The organism is Flexithrix dorotheae DSM 6795, from assembly GCF_000379765.1.
Taxonomy (GTDB): Bacteria; Bacteroidota; Bacteroidia; order Cytophagales; family Flammeovirgaceae; genus Flexithrix; species Flexithrix dorotheae.
In genome coordinates, this window is the sequence record NZ_KB903462.1 from 24,480 (window position 1) to 44,054 (window position 19,575).

At 33.4% G+C, this 19,575-nt stretch carries 16 protein-coding genes; 9 read left to right on the forward strand and 7 right to left on the reverse strand.

The window, feature by feature from the left end; translation table 11 throughout:
- The first annotated feature begins 68 nt into the window (after positions 1-68).
- Genes A3EM_RS0126310 through A3EM_RS0126325 form a run of 4 tightly spaced genes read left to right on the forward strand, consistent with a single transcriptional unit; the run spans position 69 to position 7,281 of the window.
- Positions 69-2,567: a YbcC family protein gene (locus A3EM_RS0126310; protein ID WP_020531235.1), complete on the forward strand. Its 2,499-nt coding sequence runs from the start codon at positions 69-71 to the stop codon at positions 2,565-2,567.
- Between the two features lie 6 nt (positions 2,568-2,573).
- Positions 2,574-4,445: a proton-conducting transporter transmembrane domain-containing protein gene (locus tag A3EM_RS0126315; RefSeq protein WP_020531236.1), complete on the forward strand. Its 1,872-nt coding sequence runs from the start codon at positions 2,574-2,576 to the stop codon at positions 4,443-4,445.
- Positions 4,446-4,489: 44 nt separating this feature from the next.
- Positions 4,490-6,736, forward strand: a complete 2,247-nt coding sequence (locus tag A3EM_RS43750; RefSeq protein ID WP_020531237.1) for a SulP family inorganic anion transporter — start codon at positions 4,490-4,492, stop codon at positions 6,734-6,736.
- Positions 6,737-6,777: 41 nt separating this feature from the next.
- A complete protein-coding gene (locus A3EM_RS0126325) occupies positions 6,778-7,281 on the forward strand; it encodes a hypothetical protein (protein WP_020531238.1) in 504 nt (167 codons plus the stop codon).
- Between the two features lie 280 nt (positions 7,282-7,561).
- Here A3EM_RS0126325 and A3EM_RS47730 read toward each other — a convergent pair whose 3' ends face one another.
- The 4 genes from A3EM_RS47730 to A3EM_RS48235 all read right to left on the reverse strand — a co-directional run bounded on the left by A3EM_RS47730 (position 7,562) and on the right by A3EM_RS48235 (position 10,662).
- The gene (locus A3EM_RS47730; RefSeq protein WP_157638096.1) at positions 7,562-7,741 is read right to left on the reverse strand and encodes a hypothetical protein; all 180 of its coding nucleotides are present in this window, start codon (positions 7,739-7,741) and stop codon (positions 7,562-7,564) included.
- A gap of 190 nt (positions 7,742-7,931) precedes the next feature.
- A complete protein-coding gene (locus tag A3EM_RS0126335; RefSeq protein ID WP_020531240.1) occupies positions 7,932-8,414 on the reverse strand; it encodes a hypothetical protein in 483 nt (160 codons plus the stop codon).
- 4 nt (positions 8,415-8,418) lie between these two features.
- Positions 8,419-9,390, reverse strand: coding sequence for an RHS repeat domain-containing protein (locus A3EM_RS0126340; RefSeq protein WP_020531241.1), 972 nt, complete (start codon positions 9,388-9,390; stop codon positions 8,419-8,421).
- A gap of 975 nt (positions 9,391-10,365) precedes the next feature.
- Positions 10,366-10,662 (reverse strand): hypothetical protein, encoded by a 297-nt coding sequence (locus tag A3EM_RS48235; RefSeq protein ID WP_157638097.1) that lies wholly within the window; start codon positions 10,660-10,662, stop codon positions 10,366-10,368.
- Between the two features lie 741 nt (positions 10,663-11,403).
- Between A3EM_RS48235 and A3EM_RS0126360 the strand changes: the two genes are divergently transcribed.
- Positions 11,404-11,760, forward strand: a complete 357-nt coding sequence (locus A3EM_RS0126360; RefSeq protein WP_020531245.1) for a response regulator — start codon at positions 11,404-11,406, stop codon at positions 11,758-11,760.
- 13 nt (positions 11,761-11,773) lie between these two features.
- Here the strand turns inward: A3EM_RS0126360 and A3EM_RS48240 are convergent, their stop codons facing one another.
- The 3 genes from A3EM_RS48240 to A3EM_RS0126375 are packed head-to-tail and all read right to left on the reverse strand — an operon-like array spanning position 11,774 to position 16,946.
- Entirely contained in the window at positions 11,774-14,605 is a 2,832-nt protein-coding gene (locus tag A3EM_RS48240) for a sugar transferase (protein ID WP_245576557.1), read from the reverse strand.
- Between the two features lie 51 nt (positions 14,606-14,656).
- A complete protein-coding gene (locus A3EM_RS0126370) occupies positions 14,657-15,643 on the reverse strand; it encodes an AAA family ATPase (protein WP_020531247.1) in 987 nt (328 codons plus the stop codon).
- Positions 15,633-16,946 carry a TIR domain-containing protein gene (locus A3EM_RS0126375; RefSeq protein ID WP_020531248.1) on the reverse strand — a complete coding sequence of 438 codons (1,314 nt, stop codon included), beginning with the start codon at positions 16,944-16,946 and terminating at the stop codon, positions 15,633-15,635. The genes A3EM_RS0126370 and A3EM_RS0126375 overlap by 11 nt, the downstream gene beginning before the upstream one ends.
- Before the next feature lie 376 nt (positions 16,947-17,322).
- Here A3EM_RS0126375 and tnpA point away from each other — a divergent pair, with 376 nt between their 5' ends.
- From tnpA to A3EM_RS47735, 4 genes are all read left to right on the forward strand, one after another.
- Positions 17,323-17,628 (forward strand): IS66 family insertion sequence element accessory protein TnpA, encoded by a 306-nt coding sequence (gene tnpA, locus A3EM_RS43755; RefSeq protein WP_020531251.1) that lies wholly within the window; start codon positions 17,323-17,325, stop codon positions 17,626-17,628.
- Positions 17,616-17,960 (forward strand): IS66 family insertion sequence element accessory protein TnpB, encoded by a 345-nt coding sequence (gene tnpB, locus A3EM_RS0126395; RefSeq protein ID WP_020531252.1) that lies wholly within the window; start codon positions 17,616-17,618, stop codon positions 17,958-17,960. Before tnpA ends, tnpB begins: the two co-directional genes overlap by 13 nt.
- Before the next feature lie 52 nt (positions 17,961-18,012).
- Entirely contained in the window at positions 18,013-19,305 is a 1,293-nt protein-coding gene (gene tnpC, locus A3EM_RS43760; RefSeq protein ID WP_020531253.1) for an IS66 family transposase, read from the forward strand.
- 162 nt (positions 19,306-19,467) lie between these two features.
- Positions 19,468-19,575, forward strand: a 108-nt coding sequence (locus A3EM_RS47735; protein ID WP_245576558.1) for a sigma factor-like helix-turn-helix DNA-binding protein, incomplete at its 3' end; no start/stop codon positions are given.

The following is a 19,575-nucleotide window of genomic DNA, read 5'->3' on the forward strand; positions in this document are numbered from 1 at the left end:
AGAGTTAGTGAATACCTCAACCATTGCAGGTATATCAAAATTTCTTATAAATTATAAAATCAGGTAAAATGGAATCAAATACCATTTCATTTGATGAACAGGAATCTATCCAAAGACTGCGGAATTACTTGCCAGCCCAGGCGGTCTTAAAAGATTTTGTCCATCATAATACTTTGCATGCATTTCAAAAATTACCCTTTTTTGAAGCTTTAAAAAAAGCATCCACCATATTTGGTTATAGGGTTACATTATCCCTGGAGGAATTTAGAACCTTGTTTCAAAAGGGCCAAATTAGTGAAGCTATTCTGGATCAAAAAATTCTAGACAAAAAAGGTCGTGCAAAATTTAGATATTGGAAAAACAGTCTTTTGGAAAGAGACTATAATAATGTGGTTTCCTCACGAATAGGGCAATTGCGGGAAAACTGGAAAGCTTTTTATAAAATAAATTTGAATAAAATAGTCCATCCGTTTTTGTTCAGAATAATAAGTAGTTATTTAGATCAGGGTATAGCCATAAGAAAATTTCCATTAACCGGATTAGAAGATGGATTTCTTGAAGCTCTTATTGAATTAGAAAAAAATGCTTACTCAAGCCTTTTTAAAACCAGGCGGGCAAAAACCCTTTTATTAGATTCTGATACTACTATTTCTTCTCTTTTAAAAATATTAATAGGAGATGAATCCCTTTTTGAACAATATCTATTTGACCAACAATTTGCCCATCCAGGCTGGTCTGGAATGGTTAATAACATAGAGCACAATCCAAACTCTTTACTCGACCCTAAAATTGTTTCCCTAAAGGATTTTATTCTGTTTGAATTATTATTGGAAATAGATGCCTTAGATCAAAAATTGGGAGAAAACTGGGAACCATTGGGATATAAAATTGAAGAAAAGCCAGATGAATTATTTTCCACAATAGTATCTACAGAGCTGAGTGAAGTTTTAGAGCTTTGGCAGGATGCTTTTGAGTGGACCTATTATGATGAGGTTTTAGCCGGAGTTCGGGCCCAAACCATTCAAGAAAAACCAAAGGAAAAAAGTTTCCAAGCCCTGTTTTGTATTGATGACCGGGAATATTCTTTTAGAAGAAATATCGAGAGAACGGACCCAAATAGTGAAACCTTTGCAACTCCTGGTTTTTTTGGAGTGGAATTTTATTTCCAACCAGAAAATAGTAAATTTTATACGAAAGCCTGTCCAGCGCCAGTCAACCCCAATTATTTAGTGAAAGAAGTGGCTCGAAAAAGTGTGCATCAAAAAGATTTTCACTATAGTAAACATGCCCACTTTCCTATTCGAGGATGGCTAATTACGCAAACAATGGGTTTTTGGTCTGCCTTTAAACTTTTCATAAATATTTTTAAGCCATCCATTAGTCCTGCCACTGCTTATTCTTTTCAACATATGGATAAGCATTCAAAACTTAGTTTGGAAAGGGATAGTGCTCAGCCAACTGAAGGTGGACTTCAGCAGGGGTTTTCCATTGAGGAGATGGCGGAAAGAGTGGAAAATACACTAAAAAGTATTGGACTGGTAGATAATTTTGCTCCTATTATTTATATCGTAGGACATGGGGCAAGTTCAGTTAATAATACGCATTATGCTGGATATGATTGTGGCGCTTGTTGTGGTAGACCAGGAGCTGTAAATGCAAGGGCATTTTCTTATATGGCAAACCATCCGAGAGTAAGAGCTCTTTTGCAAATAAATGGGTTTACAATTCCAACAACTACTCAGTTTCTAGGAGGCATGCATGATACCACTAGGGATGAAATTGAATTTTATGATGAAGATTTACTTTCCCCGGCAAATGCCTCCTTGCATACCAAAAATAGGGCAATATTCCTTGATGCCTTAGAAATTAATGCAAAAGAAAGGGCACGTAGATTTGATACAATAAATATCAAAAAATCACTGAAAAAAATCCATGAAAAAGTAAAAAAAAGGTCGGTTTCTTTATTTGAACCCAGGCCTGAGCTAAATCATGCAACCAACGCCTTGTGTATTGTTGGAAGAGGAGCTTTAACTAAAAAGCTATTTCTGGATAGAAGGCCCTTCATGAATTCTTACGATTATAGAATAGACCCTGAAGGTAATTATCTGCTTTCGATCCTAAATGCTGCAGCTCCTGTTTGTGGTGGAATTAATTTGGAATACTATTTTTCACGCGTAGATAATGCTAAGCTTGGTGCAGGTACAAAGCTCTCTCACAATGTGATTGGTTTGTTTGCTGTTGCGAATGGTGTAGATGGAGATTTAAGACCCGGTTTACCCAGTCAAATGGTTGAAGTGCATGATCCTATTAGACTATTATTTGTAGTGGAGCATTACCCTGAGGTTGTTTTGAAAACCATACAAAGGAACAAAGCTACCTATGAATGGTTCATCAATAATTGGGTCCATTTGGCTGTAATAAATCCTGATACAAGAGAAGTTTCGGTTTTCAAAGGAGGAAGTTTCCATCCTTATTCTCCATTGAAATCAGAATTACCACAGATTTCAGAAATCTTTCCTTTCATTGAAAACAACCAAGGAAATATCCCTGTAATACAAACCTCCTAATTAGCTATGGAAAATACTATTCATTTATTTATTGTAATCCCCTTGGTGGGTTTTATAACCAGTTTATTGATCCCTTATAAAGGAGAAGCTTTGATTTCTAAAGTAGCCTTTACCGCTGTTGGATTAAATTTAATGGTTTGTATGGCTTTTATCCCTATTTGGGCAATACAGAGGTTCCCTGCCCTGAATATTAAGGACCTTTCGATTTATCAGACAGCTAATTATGATTTCTTTATCGACTTTTATTTTGATGAAGTATCAGCCATTTATCTTTTAGTAGGTGCTATTTTAACTTTTTTAGTAACCATTTATAGTCGCTATTATTTACATCGGGAATCTGGTTATAAAAGATTTTTTTCCACCATCCTATTCTTCTATTTAGGGTTTAATATTACCATTTTGTCCGGGAATTTTGAAACCCTGTTTATAGGTTGGGAAATCCTTGGCATCTCCTCCTTTTTGCTTATTGCTTTCTACAGGAACAGGCATTTGCCTGTAAAGAACGCAGTAAAAGTATTTACAATTTACAGGATAGGAGATGTAGGAATCTTGCTTGCGATCTGGATGAGCCACCATCTTTGGCATGAGAATATTACCTTTCAACAATTGACAAATTATGAGTTAGTTCAGAAAGTATTATCATCTCATTATAGTTTAGGAATTTTTATTTCCCTAATGATTCTGATTGCTGCTGCCGCTAAATCCGCACAATTGCCTTTTTCCGCATGGTTACCTAGAGCAATGGAAGGGCCAACTCCTTCAAGTGCTATATTTTATGGATCCTTATCAGTTCACATTGGTGCTTTTCTACTCATGCGCACTTTTCCTTTTTGGGAACACCAGTTCTTGATTCGGGTACTTATAGGAGGTTTGGGTTTGTCCACAACAGTGATTACTTCTTTGATAGCAAGAGTTCAACCTACAATAAAAAGTCAAATCGCTTATGCTTCCGCAGCTCAAATTGGAATAATTTTCTTTGAAATAGCAATTGGTTTAGAGAAATTGGCCCTTTTTCATTTTGCAGGTAATGCTTTTTTCAGAACGTATCAATTATTGATTTCTCCTTCAGTGGTTACTTATCTGATCAGAGAACAGTTTTACAATTTTGTCCCTGACACTAGAAAGATAAAAAATAACACATATCAGAAGTTAAGAAATACAATTTATTTACTTTCTCTAAAAGAATGGCATCTTGATTCGGTTATTTTCCGCTTCTTCTTCAAACCATTAAAGAAAACCAGGAAAGTTTTAGGCTTCCTTAATCTGAAAAATTTATTGTATTTTTTTGTTCCTCTTTATTTAGGAGGCTTTTATTTTTCCTACATCAATCAACCCGCTTCACCCGAAATTAGATATTACCTGGCGGTAGGTATCGCCTTTTTAGCATTGCTAATGGTAGTTAAAGCATTTAATGAACGTACAAGTTCAAGACTTGCCTGGTTACTCATTGCATTAGCTCATTTCTTTATAGACTTATCTATAACTTTTAATGATCAATTCAATGCAGAAGAAACATTTGTTTACCTCAGTGGTGTTTTTTTCTCTGGTATTTTGGGTTATGGCTGCCTGCATAAAATTAAAGCATTTGAGCATCATGGGATAGGATTAAACCAATTTCACGGATTGGTGCACCGGTACAGGCTAATCGCATTTTTATTCTTGCTTTCAAGTCTGGGTTTGGCTGGATTTCCTATCACCAGCACATTTTTCGGTGAGGACATAATTCTTACCCACATTCATGAAGACCAAATGGTATTGGCCTTTATAGTAGCACTTACTTTCATCATCACCGGGATTTCAGTGATAAGAATATATGCAAGGATTTTTCTTGGTCCTCACATCCAGTTTTTTCAGGAAAAACCTGAATTAACAGCTTAATACGATTGACATAATCTTTTATATAAAAATAGATTTAAAAAGAAATGGAAATAAATAATAAACCATTAAATAATACCCCTTTTACAGGAATTGCTGGCCTTAAGGCCCATTGGAAAGATGATCTGCTATCTGGATTTCTGGTTTCCCTTATAGCTCTTCCACTTTGTTTAGGGATTGCTATTGCCTCTGGAGTTCCTCCTATGGCCGGGTTAATTGCGGCAATAGTTGGAGGAATGTTAATGTCCCGAATTACCGGTTCATTTGTAACGATAAGTGGCCCAGCTGCCGGTTTGATAGTAGTCACCTTAAGTGCTGTGGAAAGTCTTGGAGGTGGAGATGCTACTTTAGGCTATCAATATGCCCTGGCTGCTATAGTAGTTGCCGGAATTATTCAGGTTATATTTGGATGGCTAAAAGTGGGTAAACTTGGAGATTTTTTTCCTTCAGCGGCTGTTCATGGAATGTTGGCGGCTATTGGAATCATTATCATGGTCAAGCAACTTTTCGTTGCCTTGGGTACAAAAGCAGAAGGAAAGGAGATATTAGAAGTAATCAAAGAAATCCCTCATGGTTTTGCTACTCTCAATCCCCATATTGCAGTGATTGCCTTAACAAGTATTTTAATCCTAATTATCCACCCCAGGATAAAATTAAGGGCAATTTCGTTGATACCAGCCCCTATGTGGGTAATTGTATTTACGATTCCTTTATCCCATTACTTTAATCTTTTCGAACACCATACATATGAATTAGCAGGTCAAACCTATAATGTTGGTCCTAATTACCTGGTGAGTTTGCCCGATAAAATAATTGAAGGCATTACCTTTCCCAATTTTTCTAAAATAGGTACGGGAGGATTCTGGGTGGCTGTATTAAGTATTTGTCTGGTTTCCAGCATTGAATCATTATTGAGTGCTTCGGCTGTAGATACGTTGGATGTTTATAAAAGAAAATCAAATTTGAATACAGATTTATCCGCTATGGGCGGGGGTTCTGCCATTTCTGGTTTAATTGGAGGTTTACCCATGATCTCTGAAATTGTTCGTAGTTCTGCAAATATTACCAATGGTGGTAAAACACAATGGGCCAACTTTTTCCATGGTGGATTCTTACTGTTGTTTCTGCTTTTTGGTAAACCTATAATAGGCCAAATTCCAATGGCCGCTTTGGCAGCTATGCTCATACATGTGGGTTATAAATTAGCCGCACCAATTGAATTTAAACATGTATGGGAAATAGGAAAAGCCCAACTTACCATTTTTACCGTAACTCTGGTTGCAGTTCTTGCCACTGATTTAATCATAGGTATTGCAATAGGAATTTTAACAAAATTAATCATTCACCTGATTTATGGAGCTCCAGTAAAATATTTATTCCGTACTAATTTCAATTATGAGGAAAATCAAGATAAAACTGCTGGAATTATTCATTTGAAACACTCCGCAATTTTTTCCAACTATCTCTCCTTAAAAAGTGAAATTTCCAAGAACATGGAAAAAAGTAAGCTGACATTAGACTTTAAGGAAGTTATTATAATTGACCATACCGTTCAGGAGCATCTTCATGAACTAGCTACTGAATGGACTAAATTGGGGAAAGAACTCAAAATCGTAAATGATGATCATTTATTACCAGTATCTGATCATCCCACCGCTGCAAAAATAGCCAGAAAACCAAATCATATTGATATCCCTGGTAAGGTAAGCATAACCCCTCGGCAGAAAGAACTTGCTGATTTAGCCAAAAAATTGGGCTGGAAATATGAAAGTCAAAAATCAATTTCTCAGAGGAAATATCAATCATTTGCTTTTACCAAAGGAGTCAAAATAAATTATGCCCAAAATATAATTTCAAGTGTTTTTGATGGAGTAAGAGTTGAATATGCTGAAATAGTATTACGGAATAACATTTCGACAAATACTCGTGATACCATAATTCCAACTATTTTGCTAACCCCTGAAATAACCCTGCATTCTCTTCCTCGATTTACCCTAGAAAAAGAGGAAATGTTTGATAAAGTACTAGAATTTGCCGGTTTTAACGATATAGATTTTGATGATCATCCGGAATTTTCCAATAAATTTTTATTGAAGGGAGAAAATGAATTTGGTATCCGAGATTTTTTCACCGATGAATTCATTAACCATATTCAAACTACCCCTGATTATCATTTAGAAAGCAATGGAGATTCAATTTTAATCCATCGTTTTGATAGGTCAAAGCAAATCAATAAAACCAAAGAGCTCTTTAGATTCGCTAAGCATACTGCAATTTACATGGAAGAGCTATAAAAAATTAAAGCCCACTATTTTTTAACCAAAACTAATATTTAATGGAAACTCTATTTATTGTTTGCCCTGATTGTTTTTTGGAAAAGAAAATACGAGAACAATATGGAGGGAAACATTTTTTCTTAACTGCATTAGGAATTGTATTTGAACGTGATATAAGTAATGAGCTACTTTATCTTATTCGGTATGAAGGCATAAAAAAAATTTATATTGTCAGTAGTAGTTGTTGTTCTTTTATTCAAAAGAATATAAACCATAGAATGGATTCCACTTTAAAAGTGGATAGTGTTCTCAGTGAACTAAAAAAAGGGATACAGGACCAATTATTAAAAATTAGAGAAATAAATGAAAAAGCATCATTAGTGGCCTTAAAAAACATTTATAGATTGGGTTACGAAATCACGGAGAATGATATGCTGAGGAATAATTTAAGACGGTTTAATATTGAGTTAATTGGATTAATTTTAAACAAAAATAATGAGCCCATTCAAGAAATAAATTTATCTGCAATTTTGGTACGACTCAAAAGGAATGATAACCCCTAATTATGTTAAGTGGTTTTTTAAACTGTTGAAAGACCCGTTTTGGGGTCTTTTTTAAAGTTATATAGAAATTTTCAAAATTCCACTTTCCATTTTTTCTTTTTCGCACCGTAGATTATTTCGTGATTTCCCCCTTTTGGAGTACTTCCTATATGTTTGGGGATTTGCGGAATTTTCTGGAAGTTGAACTAATATTTTAGTTGATTGTTAATGGGGTGGGAATTTGTAATTTTCGTAATGGTTTTTGGAAAGTGGGAAGAGGACAGAAACAATGGCGGAAGTCTTAAAAGTAACCCATACCAGCCAGGAATCTCTGACTGATGAGGAATAACTGTTTTGCCCCCCCTTCCGCACAAAGCAGCCGGGTAGCCCTGATAAAACCCTCGAAGTCTTGAAGACTTCTGCTATCTCCCTTCGAACTGGTTTTGGGTACAAGAGACGCTTCGCTGAACTCTTGCACCATTGAGGGAAAGCGCCTTGGATTGTAAAACTGCTAGTTCTTCTGGTATCATTACTGTCTCTTGTCTAAGTGAATAATAAATTTAAACTTTTTTTTCCTTAGACAGAATTCAGTTTACATTCTCCATTGGTGTTTTTTGAATGAAACAAACACCCAACCAACTATCACAATGAACGCCTTGATTTTGATTCAACTAAAAACTTGATTTATCAAATAAAAGATCCTCTTTATCTCGAAATACATTGATATTAAAACTACACTTATACAGTTCCCTAAGGTTTCCTTTCTCAAAGAAAAATTCATTTATATCAAAAAAGTAAAATTGCAACCCATATTTTGGGCTTATCAAATTTACTTTATCTTCATCAAGATGAAAATTTTCATCCAAATCCTTGAAAAAAGTTATAATTTCGACAAAAGTCATACTCATTAAATCTTTTCCTTGAAAAAGAAGTTTATTTTCTTTTTCATTGAAAATTAAAATTGTTTTTAAAAGTCCCTTTTCATCATAATAAACAAAAAGTCCCAGTTCATCAAACGTATCCCTCTCAATAATAGGTTCTAATGCTTCAATTGTAGTTTCATATTGAGTATTTAATACTTGTCTCACTTGCTCTTTAGTCAAATTGAATTCTAAAGAACCTACTGATTTAAATGGAATAATTTCAAAGTTCATAACTTTATGGTCTTAATATTTCAATTGTATATTCTAAAGCCTGCCTGATCCCTTTATCATACTTATTACCAAATCTACTTCTTATATCTTCAATATCCATTTTGATGGCCTCAAAAAATAATCCTTTTTCAATAAGCATTTGCTGTTGTTTCCTGTATTTAGCTTGATTTGTATATGGACCTCCAGCAAAACTAGCTGTTTTTTTATGATCCTCTATACTCATAATTATTGCACTTGCGTCATCTCGGCTGATTTTTAACCCTGCTTTTTCTAGTGCGGAAAATGCTGGAAGATGATGTGAGGTTTCTATTGCCTTACCATCATCATCTTTTTTGATATTTCTTAAATTTCTTTTATGACTTCCTCCTTCATTTCTAGAAAACAGATCCTCTATCTCTTGAACTCCATGTTCTAAATCTTCTACTAAATCTCCCCCATCATGTAATTCCCCTACAGCCTCCATGTAATAATATTGTGCTACACCTAAATGTCCAGTGGCTTCAGCTAGGTTTGAGGCAACATCTTGAAGTAAGGTTAATCCTTCTTCTGTTTTGCCATCCTTCATTGCCTTTTTAGCTTTTTCCCATTTTTCTGCAGCAATTTTTTGGTGTACTCTTGCCTGATGATTTGAATAAGCTCCAAGACTTGCTAACCGAAGTGCTTCTTCTAAATCTTTACCATTTGGATCAATAAAACGAAGCGGATTATTTGCAACATATGCATAAGGTGAAATTGATTCATAGTTAAAAGCATGAGGATCAATGTTATGAAACCTCCCAAGTTGACTATCATAGAACCTGGCTCCGTAATCAGACCAGTTGAGATCAAACTCCTCTTGCTTCTCCTTACCATTATATTGATACTTAAAATCAGGCGTTCCTTTTTTCTCAATACCGGTAAGGTTCAAGCCGAAGGGATAGTAATGATTCTCCTGAGCAATTATAGGTTTTTTATTTTGAATAATCATCAATCCCATTCATTTACCATAAATGGATAAAAAAAGTGCTTCAGTATTTTCCATTAAAGCCTTTGTAAGCAAAATTACAGCTCTCCCCTCCCCTACTTAACATATAGCCCCTTATCAAGTTTTCTCATCCTCAAAAGTTCTAAAAATGAATACTGAAATGGAAATTAGCTACAAAAAACGTTACTCCAAACAAAATCACCTCACCAAAAAGCTCTCATACAAGCAAGAAAAAAATTGAAATTACACAGCGTTTTTTCCGGACCTAACCCCCATTAGGTTTGTTCAACACTAGAAAAAATTCAGTGGGATCCCGGGTGTACGAAGAACTTCCCAATTATGCTGCCATTTTTCCATATTTTGCGATTTGGATAACTTGATTCCATTTTGCACTTTTCTTAGTTGTTCTTAATTGCAAGATGGCTTGTGCCCCTTTCTTTGACCATCTTTGCCCTGATAATTTCATTCTTTTTTGGATGACCTCTTTATGGGCTGATTCTATAGCACCACTGCCTATCAATAACTTTTGATCTTTATAAAAACCATAATACATACGCTCCTGATTTCTTTGGTAATATTCCTTTAAGGTTAAAAGTAGCGATAAATGTTCTGGTTTCACTCGGGATTCCAGTAATTCAAAGTGTCGAATCAATGCACCAATCCGATCAGTCAACAGGTAATTTTTAACTCCATCTATCCAGGATTTTCTTTTTATTTCGTCCGGAAANGCTTCTTTGGCAAATCTATGAGCATATTCCATGGCATGATAGAAATCCAGTATTTGGATAGCTTTGGGATAACACTTACTTACCCAATTCCATATCCAAGGAGCTCCATCTCCAATGAATATTGGACATTTAACTGAGGGAATTAAACATTTAAGTCCCTTTAGAAAGGTTGCCGCATCACCTAGATGGCCAAAATATTCACTATGCTTTATACCTGCAGGTGCTTCCTGAATTGGTAATTGAAAAATCCTCCCAAGTTTCACCGTGTGACGGACCACTCCTTCCACTTTTCTTCTCTTGTAAATACCATTGAGCCATCCATTTCTACATAGGTCAATACCTCCTGACTATCAATCAAATCACTGGGAAGAGCTTCTTGATGATCTATTTTTTCCTGTTCTTCTTCCTGCAGGATTTGCCCTATTTTTTCACTAACATTTTCTATTTGTTTAGCCGAAATATCCAAGAATAACAGCTTATTTAATACCCCACTGGCTTCCTCAAACACATAATTACTCCCTAAATAAACTACTATATCTTGTAAATAACTGCTCATACGAAACCCATTTGGACAACTNGCCAACACATGTTGCTTTTCCAAAACTACTGTCCCATAAAGCGATTTTATTTTTTTTTCTTATTCTTTTGATAAACACCATCTCCAAGACTTTCNTGAAAGACTTCCCGACCTAACTTTAACCACAATTCGGTAAAGCTTTTTTCATATTCATAGCCACTTGTTTGGTTGGCTTGTGAAGCATACCAGTTGGCTAATTCTTCCTTAAATTTTTTGGCTAACTGTTCTTGATTCATTTTTTGGATGGTTTGGTTATTGTACTTTTACAAGATAATACTTTTTATTTCCCAATGCCTAGTTTTTTTACCTTCAGGAAGTTCTTCGTACACCCGTGGTATACTTTTGAATTAATATATACAACTTATTTAGTTTCAAAGTAAATTATAGCCTATGATATTAAAAATATGTCCAAATTTCAATTCTATAAAACTATCTAATTTTTGGACATGGAAATTAGAGGAAAAAGTAGTATTACTTGCTGATTATTAGAGATTTATAAATTCTATTTTTTATCCTCTACACGACTTTCTACCTGTTTCTGTCGACTAGGCCTGGTTTTGGGGAAGTGGGGAGGAGAAGGCTACAGCCAGACCTACTATAAACCAAAATTATGAAACTAAAAACTTTTAAAAATGGTGACCTCTTAATATATTTTATTATAAATTTAAGTTGAAGGTGATATTAGCCCATGTGTAAAAGACTACCTATTTTAAAAAACAAATGAAACCTGAAATTTTAATTATAGAACCAGATGAAGGAATGGGAATGTTGCTTTATAATTTTCTAAACGAAAATAAATTTAAGGCAAACCTCCAAAAAAATGGTTTACAAGCCTTAAAATGGTTGTATGAAGGAAATATGCCAGATCTAATAATTACTGAAATTAATATACCTAAATTAGATGGTAATTCTCTCTGTAAAAAATTATCTACTATTGAATTATTTAATCATATTCCAATAATTGCTATAACTGATACTAGTAATAATCAACCAAATGCACAGTTTGAGACTATTTTAAATAAACCTGTTGATTTAATTAACTTGCTGCATCGAATATATAGATTAAAGATTCTTTAGTCAACTAGATTTTTCATAGGTCCTCTTTTTGAATCAAACTTGGAATTGTTTTAAGCATAATCAGAATATCATTCCAGAAGTTATTTTTTTTAGCATATTGTATATCCAAATTTATTCTTTCTTCCACTGACATGTCCCTTCTACCTCTTTTTTCTACCTGCCACAAACCTGTAATACCTGCAGGAGCCAAAAACCTTTCTGCCCATTCATCTCTTGTCAAAGAAGCCGCTTCATAGATTGGCAAAGGTCGATTACCAACCAAAGACATTTGTCCAAATAATACATTAACTAGTTGTGGAAGCTCGTCAAGGCTGGATATTCTTAAAAAAGAACCCACTCTTGTAATACTTGGGTCCTTATTCAACATAAAAAAGACCCCTGAGTCATTTTTTGAACTATATTGATTCAGATGGCTAAGTGATTTAATCTTTTTATCAGCATCCACCACCATCGTTCTAAACTTATAAAAATTAAATATCTTATAATTCATTCCTACTCTTTTTGAAATATAAAAAACAGCTCCTTTTGAGTCTAATTTCACCATTATACAAATTAATAAAAAAACTGGAGACAGTATTATTAATGATAATGAGGAAAAGATTATATCTATAAATCTTCTGAAAATTTTACTATTCGACGTACGCTCTTTATCAACATTAAATATTTTCTCTTTCTCTAAAATTGATTTTAAATTTAGAATCATCTTAATTCTTGATTCTATATCATTAAGATGATTATTATAATAAAAAATATCATCTATTCCCTTTTTTAAGAATTGCTTTTTATCTTCTAAATTAATGAAATCATTTTTCGTTAAAACAAATTTTGGGATACTTTTATACTTTGCATTTTGTTGAAGAACTTCTAAAAAAGTATAGAAAGAGGAATCTAATTTACTTAATTCACAGAATATGGATAATTTATTATTAACGACAAGATGTTGATTATTAACAATCCAGGTTAAACCTTCTTCACAAGAAGAATAATTAACTATATTAAAATTTTCATTTTTTGTAAGAAATGAACTTGAGGAACCAAAATATAATATAGTTATGTTATCTCCTAGATTTTTCAAAACCTTTACATTCACTCCTTTACCTTCATTAAGTATTGATTCAAACTCAGATTTTGTCTTTTTATATGATAATTCTTCATCATTCTTAATGAATTCTCTGCTTTTAAGGTTTGTAAAAAAAACTTTCAGTTCTTCATCAATAATATCAGGATTATCCTTTAAGCTTAAAAGATATAATGTTTTAAATTTATTAATAAGTTGTTTATCTAAATTTGAGCTTTTGTTTTTAGCTATTTCTATTTTGTTTCTTAACAGATGAATAGTGTATATATCATTTGCAAAGGAATTAATAGGTGGTATAATTACAGATTTTTGGAGATGGTTAACTATGAAATTTCTAATTACAATATTATATTCCTGAGGAAGCTTGGAAAGTAACTTTAGTCTTTCGGAGTATGGAATTTTACCATCTCTAAACCAATCTATTTTTGAGATAATCTTGATGGAATCTAAATTAATTAATTCACCAGGAAAGCTTTCTAGTTTTTTTGCAATATTTAGTGTTAAATTCCAATCAATTTCAGGATATATTGCACACGAACATATCCAATGAAATAATTTTTCATTCAATCTTTCTTCCAAATCTTTTGTCGTGGCTTGAAAGGTTGAATTCTTTAAATAATAATTTTTCCAATAGGCATAATCGGTTTTACTAGTCGAATCGAAGTTTCTTATTAATTTTAAAAAAGCATCTAATGAGGCTGGAGCAATATAAAAAAAGTTATCTAATTGTTTTTCATGATAACTCCATTGATGTATTGGTTTGGAAGAAATTAACCCGACTTTTCCCCATCTTAAAAGATGGGTTTTAATCCAAGCGAAAACACCCCCATTTAAATGATCTATAAAACTATTTCCATCACTAAAAAAAATTAATCGTTTACCTTGATAATCAATATTATCAAAATTACAAACCTCTCGATTTTCATCAATACATCTTCTAAAATCACTTTTGTAATACATTAATTTCACATCTATTCCTTCAGTTTTAATACAATCAATAATTGCATTAAAAAAACCTAATAAATGATTATTAAACGAATTCTCATCGATCAAGACCAAATATTGTATTGGGAAAATTTTATCTTGGTAAACTAAATTAATAAACCCTGCACTCTTAATTGTCTTTTGTAAAGTTCCAGGAACATTAACCTCTATACTATCTAAATTGATTTTACTTTTCTTATTGAAATGGTAATATAAAAAATCTGTTTTTTCTTTATCAAACAATTTTAGTTTTGGCAAACTAATTTGAAAATTAAATTTATAAGGAGGTTCTTTAATTTTGACATTTTTTTTAAATAATTGAAAAAGAATTTCTTTGGCTTTTATAAAATTATATAATTCAAATTTAACAATAACAAAAGTAATTAAACCTAAAAGAGAAAATATTGAGGTTATATACCAATTAAAAAAAAATCCTGCTGTAATTAGGGTGATTATCGTAATAAATACACCTAAAAAAGCACTTAGGTTACTATTATATTTTACACTTCTAGTTTTTTTATGAGGAGGTCTAACCTTTAAGTTCGGTAATTCTTCCGATTCAATTTGTGAAAAAATTGGATTTTCTATAAAAAACAAATTAAACAAATGAAAAAACCTTTCTTGTTCCTGTTTGTTATTTACAATAATAGGACTTAAGATATTTTTAAGATTTTTAGTTGTTACATCTTTACCAAATGTATCTGTTATATAAGTAATTTCTAATTGTTTATCAGGAGACAAATAAAAACCTTCTGAAATCAGAAATTGAATAAAATTTTTCAAATACAAAGGTTGTATCAATTCGGTATTTGGAAAAGCTAAATGCATAATTTGCTATAAAAACCTATCTTTTAGTTTTAAAATATCTTCCTTATGTTTTGCCAGAATTGAATAGCTTAATCCTAATATTTCTCTTTCTGTTTCTCCTAATGATGAAATATCTTTTAATTTTTCAATATTTAAATTTAGTTTCTCTAATAGTTGAAGCCATGAAAGTAATTCAGCAGTAGCAGGGGGTTTTAATGTACATATTTCACGAATTTCAAAAAAATGTTGGATAATTATTTCAATTTCCTGATTTGAATAACTTAACCTCAACCCTCCATTTTTAGCATTTCCATCTTTTATTCTATTAAGAATAATTTCCATTAGTTGATTTTCATTTGGAAATTCAATATGATAGTATAAACATCTTCTCAAAAATGCATCAGGTAATAACCTTTCAGAATTACTCGTAATAATAATAATTGGTCTATATTTTTTATCAGCTAAATATTCCTCCCCAGTTTCATTTATTTTAAAATACAATTCTTCTAACTCATATAAAATATCATTTGGAAAATCACGAGGAGCCTTGTCTATTTCATCTATAAGAACCACAGATCTTTTTTTTTCTTTTTCACTTTTATTAATAGAAGCTTCTTTAATAGCCATTCCCAAAGCTTCAAATCTAATATATTTAGTATAGTCACTAGTATTAACTATATCTAATTGATTTATAGTCGATTTAGCAAGGTTAGCATCATGAAAATGTCTAATCGAGTCATAATAATAAAATATATCTCGTGAAATAGAATTTGTTTTAGCAATGTATTTATAAAGGTTTAATTCAAGGTCATATGCAATACTATTAGCTAGTTGAGATTTTCCAGTTCCTGGTTCACCAGTAATTAATAATGGTTTACCTAATAATATAGCCACATTAACTGCATCTGATAAACTTTTTGAAGGTTTATAGTATTTTGGATTATCAAAATCTAATATACCAACGTTGTCAGTAATTTTCTCTGGTCCTTTATAAATTTTATACTTATTCTCCATTTAAAAATTCTTTAGTTACAAACATTTCAAAGTTTAACATTGTTATTTCACTCTTCTTTAAAAAAAGTTTATCAATTTTATCAACATAACTTGCTAAACCTTTCTCAATAAGAAGTTCTTTAACATGATATTTTTTAATTGGAGATAATTTAGGTAATACTTTGAACCTTATTTCGGAGGAGTATAAATCTCTTAAATCTTTTTCTATCCTTCTTTCAGAAAAATCAAATAATTTGAAATACCAATTATTTGAAGGTTTAGAAACAAGCTTTATTAAATGGAGAACTTTTAAATTTTGTGTATCAACATTCCAAAATTCATTGATATACCATTTTAGAGTTGATTTAAGATTATTATTCCATTTTTGTTCATTACAATCAATTTCGATTTCAATTAATAACACATCACATTTTTGATTATATGAATCTATTATCATTTGAGCATTATCTGGCACAGCTTTAATATCAGTTAAATTAAATGCTTCAAAACTAGACTTAATAATTCTTTCCTTTCTATTCCTTACATCCCACTTTCCAATATTTATTAATGGTATAACAACATACTTACCTTTATTTAAAAGATAATAATAAAACCTTTCAATAAGGCTTCTATGACAATCTTCACGATTACCATACAAAATGCACATACATGGCTTTTTTGTTGAAATTTCAAGAATGTATTGTAAATCTTGAAATTGTATTGTTCTATTACAACCTAAATAAAATTTTTCTGGAATTAGATTTTTAGAAGTATTAAAAATACTATTGACTTTTTTTTTTAGTGCTAATTCTATTTTTTTGACAAAGTTCTTATGATACGTATGAATTGAGGGCTGATGATGAGCCACACCCTCAGTATCATAATGTATCAATCTATCATAAGAAATAGGTTTTTCACCTAACTTAGGATATCCGTAATCTTCTCCTGCTGGCAAAAAAAACTGAATTCTAGATAAATTCTCCCAATTCGAAAATTCGCAATCACTTATTAAAACAGGAAAAAATAGAAATCCGTCATTTTTCTGTCGTAAAACGAAATTTTCAAACTCATCTTTTTTGATATAAGGCGAACTTAAAAAGTTTGCTGATATTAATAAAACTGCAAAATCACACTTTTTAACCTCTTGCTGGATTTGTTCATCCCATTCTTCCCCTAAAACTATTTCTCTATCATCCCATATTTCCCAATTAAAATGGATAGAATTTTTTGAATGGACCTTTAACCCTTCAACTAGTGCTTTAAAGTATTTTCTATCCTTATGAGCATATGAAATAAATGCTTTTACATTTGTTTTACTAGTCATTGAAAGAAAAAAATTATAAAAAAGAAGGTAATAATAATAATATTAATTTAAAAAGGAAAAGTTTACATAAATTTTTGATTATCAATGGTTACACTGAATAAACCAGATTAAACAATACCATTAAAAACGGAGTGAACCGTGCCAGTAATTTCGGACCCTCCGAAATAGCCAGCTTTTTTAATTAACATAAAGTTATTGGAAATTTTGGAGGAATATGTCAGAAAGCCCAAGATCAGGCATACGCCTGGGGCGGCACTAGAATGGGAAGATGGGCAGTTGCTCAAAGTCCAATTTTGGGTACGACTATTGTATCCATCTAACGAAGTAGCCTTTTGATTTTGGGAGGAAGGGGTTTATTTAGTGGGCAAAAAGAAAGATGCAAAAGATTCGTAATTCAGCAGAGATGTTTCCTATCATAGAAGCCTGGCATTCTAGTGGGCTTACCCAGAAGGAGTATGGTAAAGTCCATAATATTCCGGTTCATGTATTGGCTTACTGGTCGGTACGGTATCGCAAATTGAAATCTCCTGTTTCAGATCAGGCCAAGTTTATTCCTGTTACTTATGAAAAACCGGCAACTAGTCCTTTGGAAATTATTTTACCCAATGGGATTATTATTCGCTTTGGCCAACCGGTATCGGTAAATTATCTACAGCAAGTCTTGAAAGGATGTTCGGTCTGAATGGTCAGCAGCGCTTTTTTGTGTGTGACCAGCCTGCCGATATGCGCAAAGGATTTGATGGGTTAAGTGGCCTGGTGACCAATTATATGGGTGGGGCACTCACTTCGGGAGATGCTTTTATTTTTCTGGGCAAACGCCTGGACAGGTTAAAGATACTGGTTTGGGAACCCACCGGCTTCATGCTATATTATAAACGCCTGGAATCCGGTACTTTCCATCTTCCTAAAGGTCAGGGTGCATCCATTCATTTGAGTTACAGTGAATTTTGTTTGTTAATTGAGGGGCTTGAAGTTCAGGTCACCAGACGTAGAAAAAGGTTTGGATCATCCTAAAAATAAAAGGGGAATAAGTTGTCTAATTGCTCATTGAAGGGTATTTAGAGGCATGTCAACACAGGAACTCACCGCTCAATTATTAGCAGAAAAGCAGGCTAAACAGGCTTTATTAGCCGAACGGCAACAACTGCTTGAGCAGGTAGCCAACCTCAGGTCAGAGCTTTCTGAATTGAAGCACATGTTGTTTGGCAGTAAACGGGAACGCTTTGTGGCCAGTCAGACCAATGATCAGCAGCTTACTTTGGCATTGGATGACAATGTGCCGGCAGAAGATCCGGCTAAGGTAAAACAAACCATTTCTTACCAAAGAGCGGTAAAAGGCACTCAGCCGTCCAGGCATGTGGGTCGCCAGCCTCTTCCAGCCAATTTACCCCGAAAAGAAATCGTACTGAAACCCGATGTGGATACCAGCCAGATGCGCAAAGTGGGTGAAGAAGTCACTGAACAACTGGAAATGATCCCGGCTAAATTGATTGTGCTGCGTTACATCAGACCCCGTTATGTGAGTCAAACAGAAACCTTTCATATCGCAGCTTTACCAGCTCGTCCGATTGAAAAAGGCATTCCAGGTCCAGGTTTAATCGCCCAAATTCTGGTGGATAAATTCTGCCATCATCTGCCTTTTCACCGACAACAGGTCAGGTTGATGCAGATGGGTATGAAAATACCGATCAGTACCCTGAGTTACTGGTTAATCCCTGCCTGTGATGTACTCGAACCGGTATTTGAAACCTTAAAGTTTGAAGCGCTTCAAACCAATTATTTACAGGCAGACGAAACAACGATCCAAGTACTGGATAAAAATAAAAAAGGGAAAACGCATAGGGGCTACCATTGGGTGTATTACGCTCCTGAACAGCGTTTGGTATTGTTTGACTACCAAAAAGGACGTTCCAGGGAAGGTCCATCCGGTATCCTGAAAAATTATGAAGGCTATTTGCAGACTGATGGCTATCAGGTTTATGAGGAATTACTCAAAAAAGAAGGCCTCAACATTGTACTGGTAGGCTGTATGGCCCATGCTCGCAGGTATTTTGAAAAAGCACTGGATAATGATCCTTCCAGAGCAGGCTATGCTATGCTCTTATTCCAACAATTGTATGCGGTGGAACAAGAAGCTCGAGACCGAAAACTCACTGCTGAGCAAAGACAGCAGTTACGAGAAGAAAAATCCCAGCCTATAATGGAGCGATTAGGACAATGGATCGTAGAAGAATATCCCAAAGTGTTACCCAAATCCACTATAGGCAAAGCCATGCATTATCTGGCTGAAAGATATAACAAGCTTCAGGTATACATAAATGAGGGCAGGTGGATAAACCGGATTAAACAGTGCCAGTAAAAACGGAGTGAACCGTGCCAGTAATTTCGGTTCAAACTGTGCCATTTTCGGATTAAGTTGTGCCATCGGTTTCGGATTAAACTGTGCCACTTTAAAAGATCAGGTATAATGTGTTATATCGCTGAAAAAAAAGACAGTGATATGGCAAATAAACTTGATCCTATGGATTTAAAACAAATTATTACGCTACATTTAGATGGGTTGAGTAACCGTAAAATCGGAAAAACCCTGGGTATCAGCCGCAATACTGTCAATCAGTATATGGCCTTG

Excerpts from the sequence above, each read along its gene's own strand:
- A3EM_RS0126310 (WP_020531235.1), top strand. The coding sequence starts at position 69 with ATGGAATCAAATACCATTTCATTTGATGAACAGGAATCTATCCAAAGA.
- A3EM_RS0126315 (WP_020531236.1), top strand. The coding sequence starts at position 2,574 with ATGGAAAATACTATTCATTTATTTATTGTAATCCCCTTGGTGGGTTTT.
- A3EM_RS43750 (WP_020531237.1), top strand. The coding sequence starts at position 4,490 with ATGGAAATAAATAATAAACCATTAAATAATACCCCTTTTACAGGAATT.
- A3EM_RS0126325 (WP_020531238.1), top strand. The coding sequence starts at position 6,778 with ATGGAAACTCTATTTATTGTTTGCCCTGATTGTTTTTTGGAAAAGAAA.
- A3EM_RS47730 (WP_157638096.1), bottom strand. The coding sequence starts at position 7,741 with ATGGTGCAAGAGTTCAGCGAAGCGTCTCTTGTACCCAAAACCAGTTCG.
- A3EM_RS0126335 (WP_020531240.1), bottom strand. The coding sequence starts at position 8,414 with ATGAACTTTGAAATTATTCCATTTAAATCAGTAGGTTCTTTAGAATTC.
- A3EM_RS0126340 (WP_020531241.1), bottom strand. The coding sequence starts at position 9,390 with ATGGGATTGATGATTATTCAAAATAAAAAACCTATAATTGCTCAGGAG.
- A3EM_RS48235 (WP_157638097.1), bottom strand. The coding sequence starts at position 10,662 with ATGAGCAGTTATTTACAAGATATAGTAGTTTATTTAGGGAGTAATTAT.
- A3EM_RS0126360 (WP_020531245.1), top strand. The coding sequence starts at position 11,404 with ATGAAACCTGAAATTTTAATTATAGAACCAGATGAAGGAATGGGAATG.
- A3EM_RS0126370 (WP_020531247.1), bottom strand. The coding sequence starts at position 15,643 with ATGGAGAATAAGTATAAAATTTATAAAGGACCAGAGAAAATTACTGAC.
- A3EM_RS0126375 (WP_020531248.1), bottom strand. The coding sequence starts at position 16,946 with ATGACTAGTAAAACAAATGTAAAAGCATTTATTTCATATGCTCATAAG.
- tnpA (WP_020531251.1), top strand. The coding sequence starts at position 17,323 with ATGCAAAAGATTCGTAATTCAGCAGAGATGTTTCCTATCATAGAAGCC.
- tnpB (WP_020531252.1), top strand. The coding sequence starts at position 17,616 with ATGTTCGGTCTGAATGGTCAGCAGCGCTTTTTTGTGTGTGACCAGCCT.
- tnpC (WP_020531253.1), top strand. The coding sequence starts at position 18,013 with ATGTCAACACAGGAACTCACCGCTCAATTATTAGCAGAAAAGCAGGCT.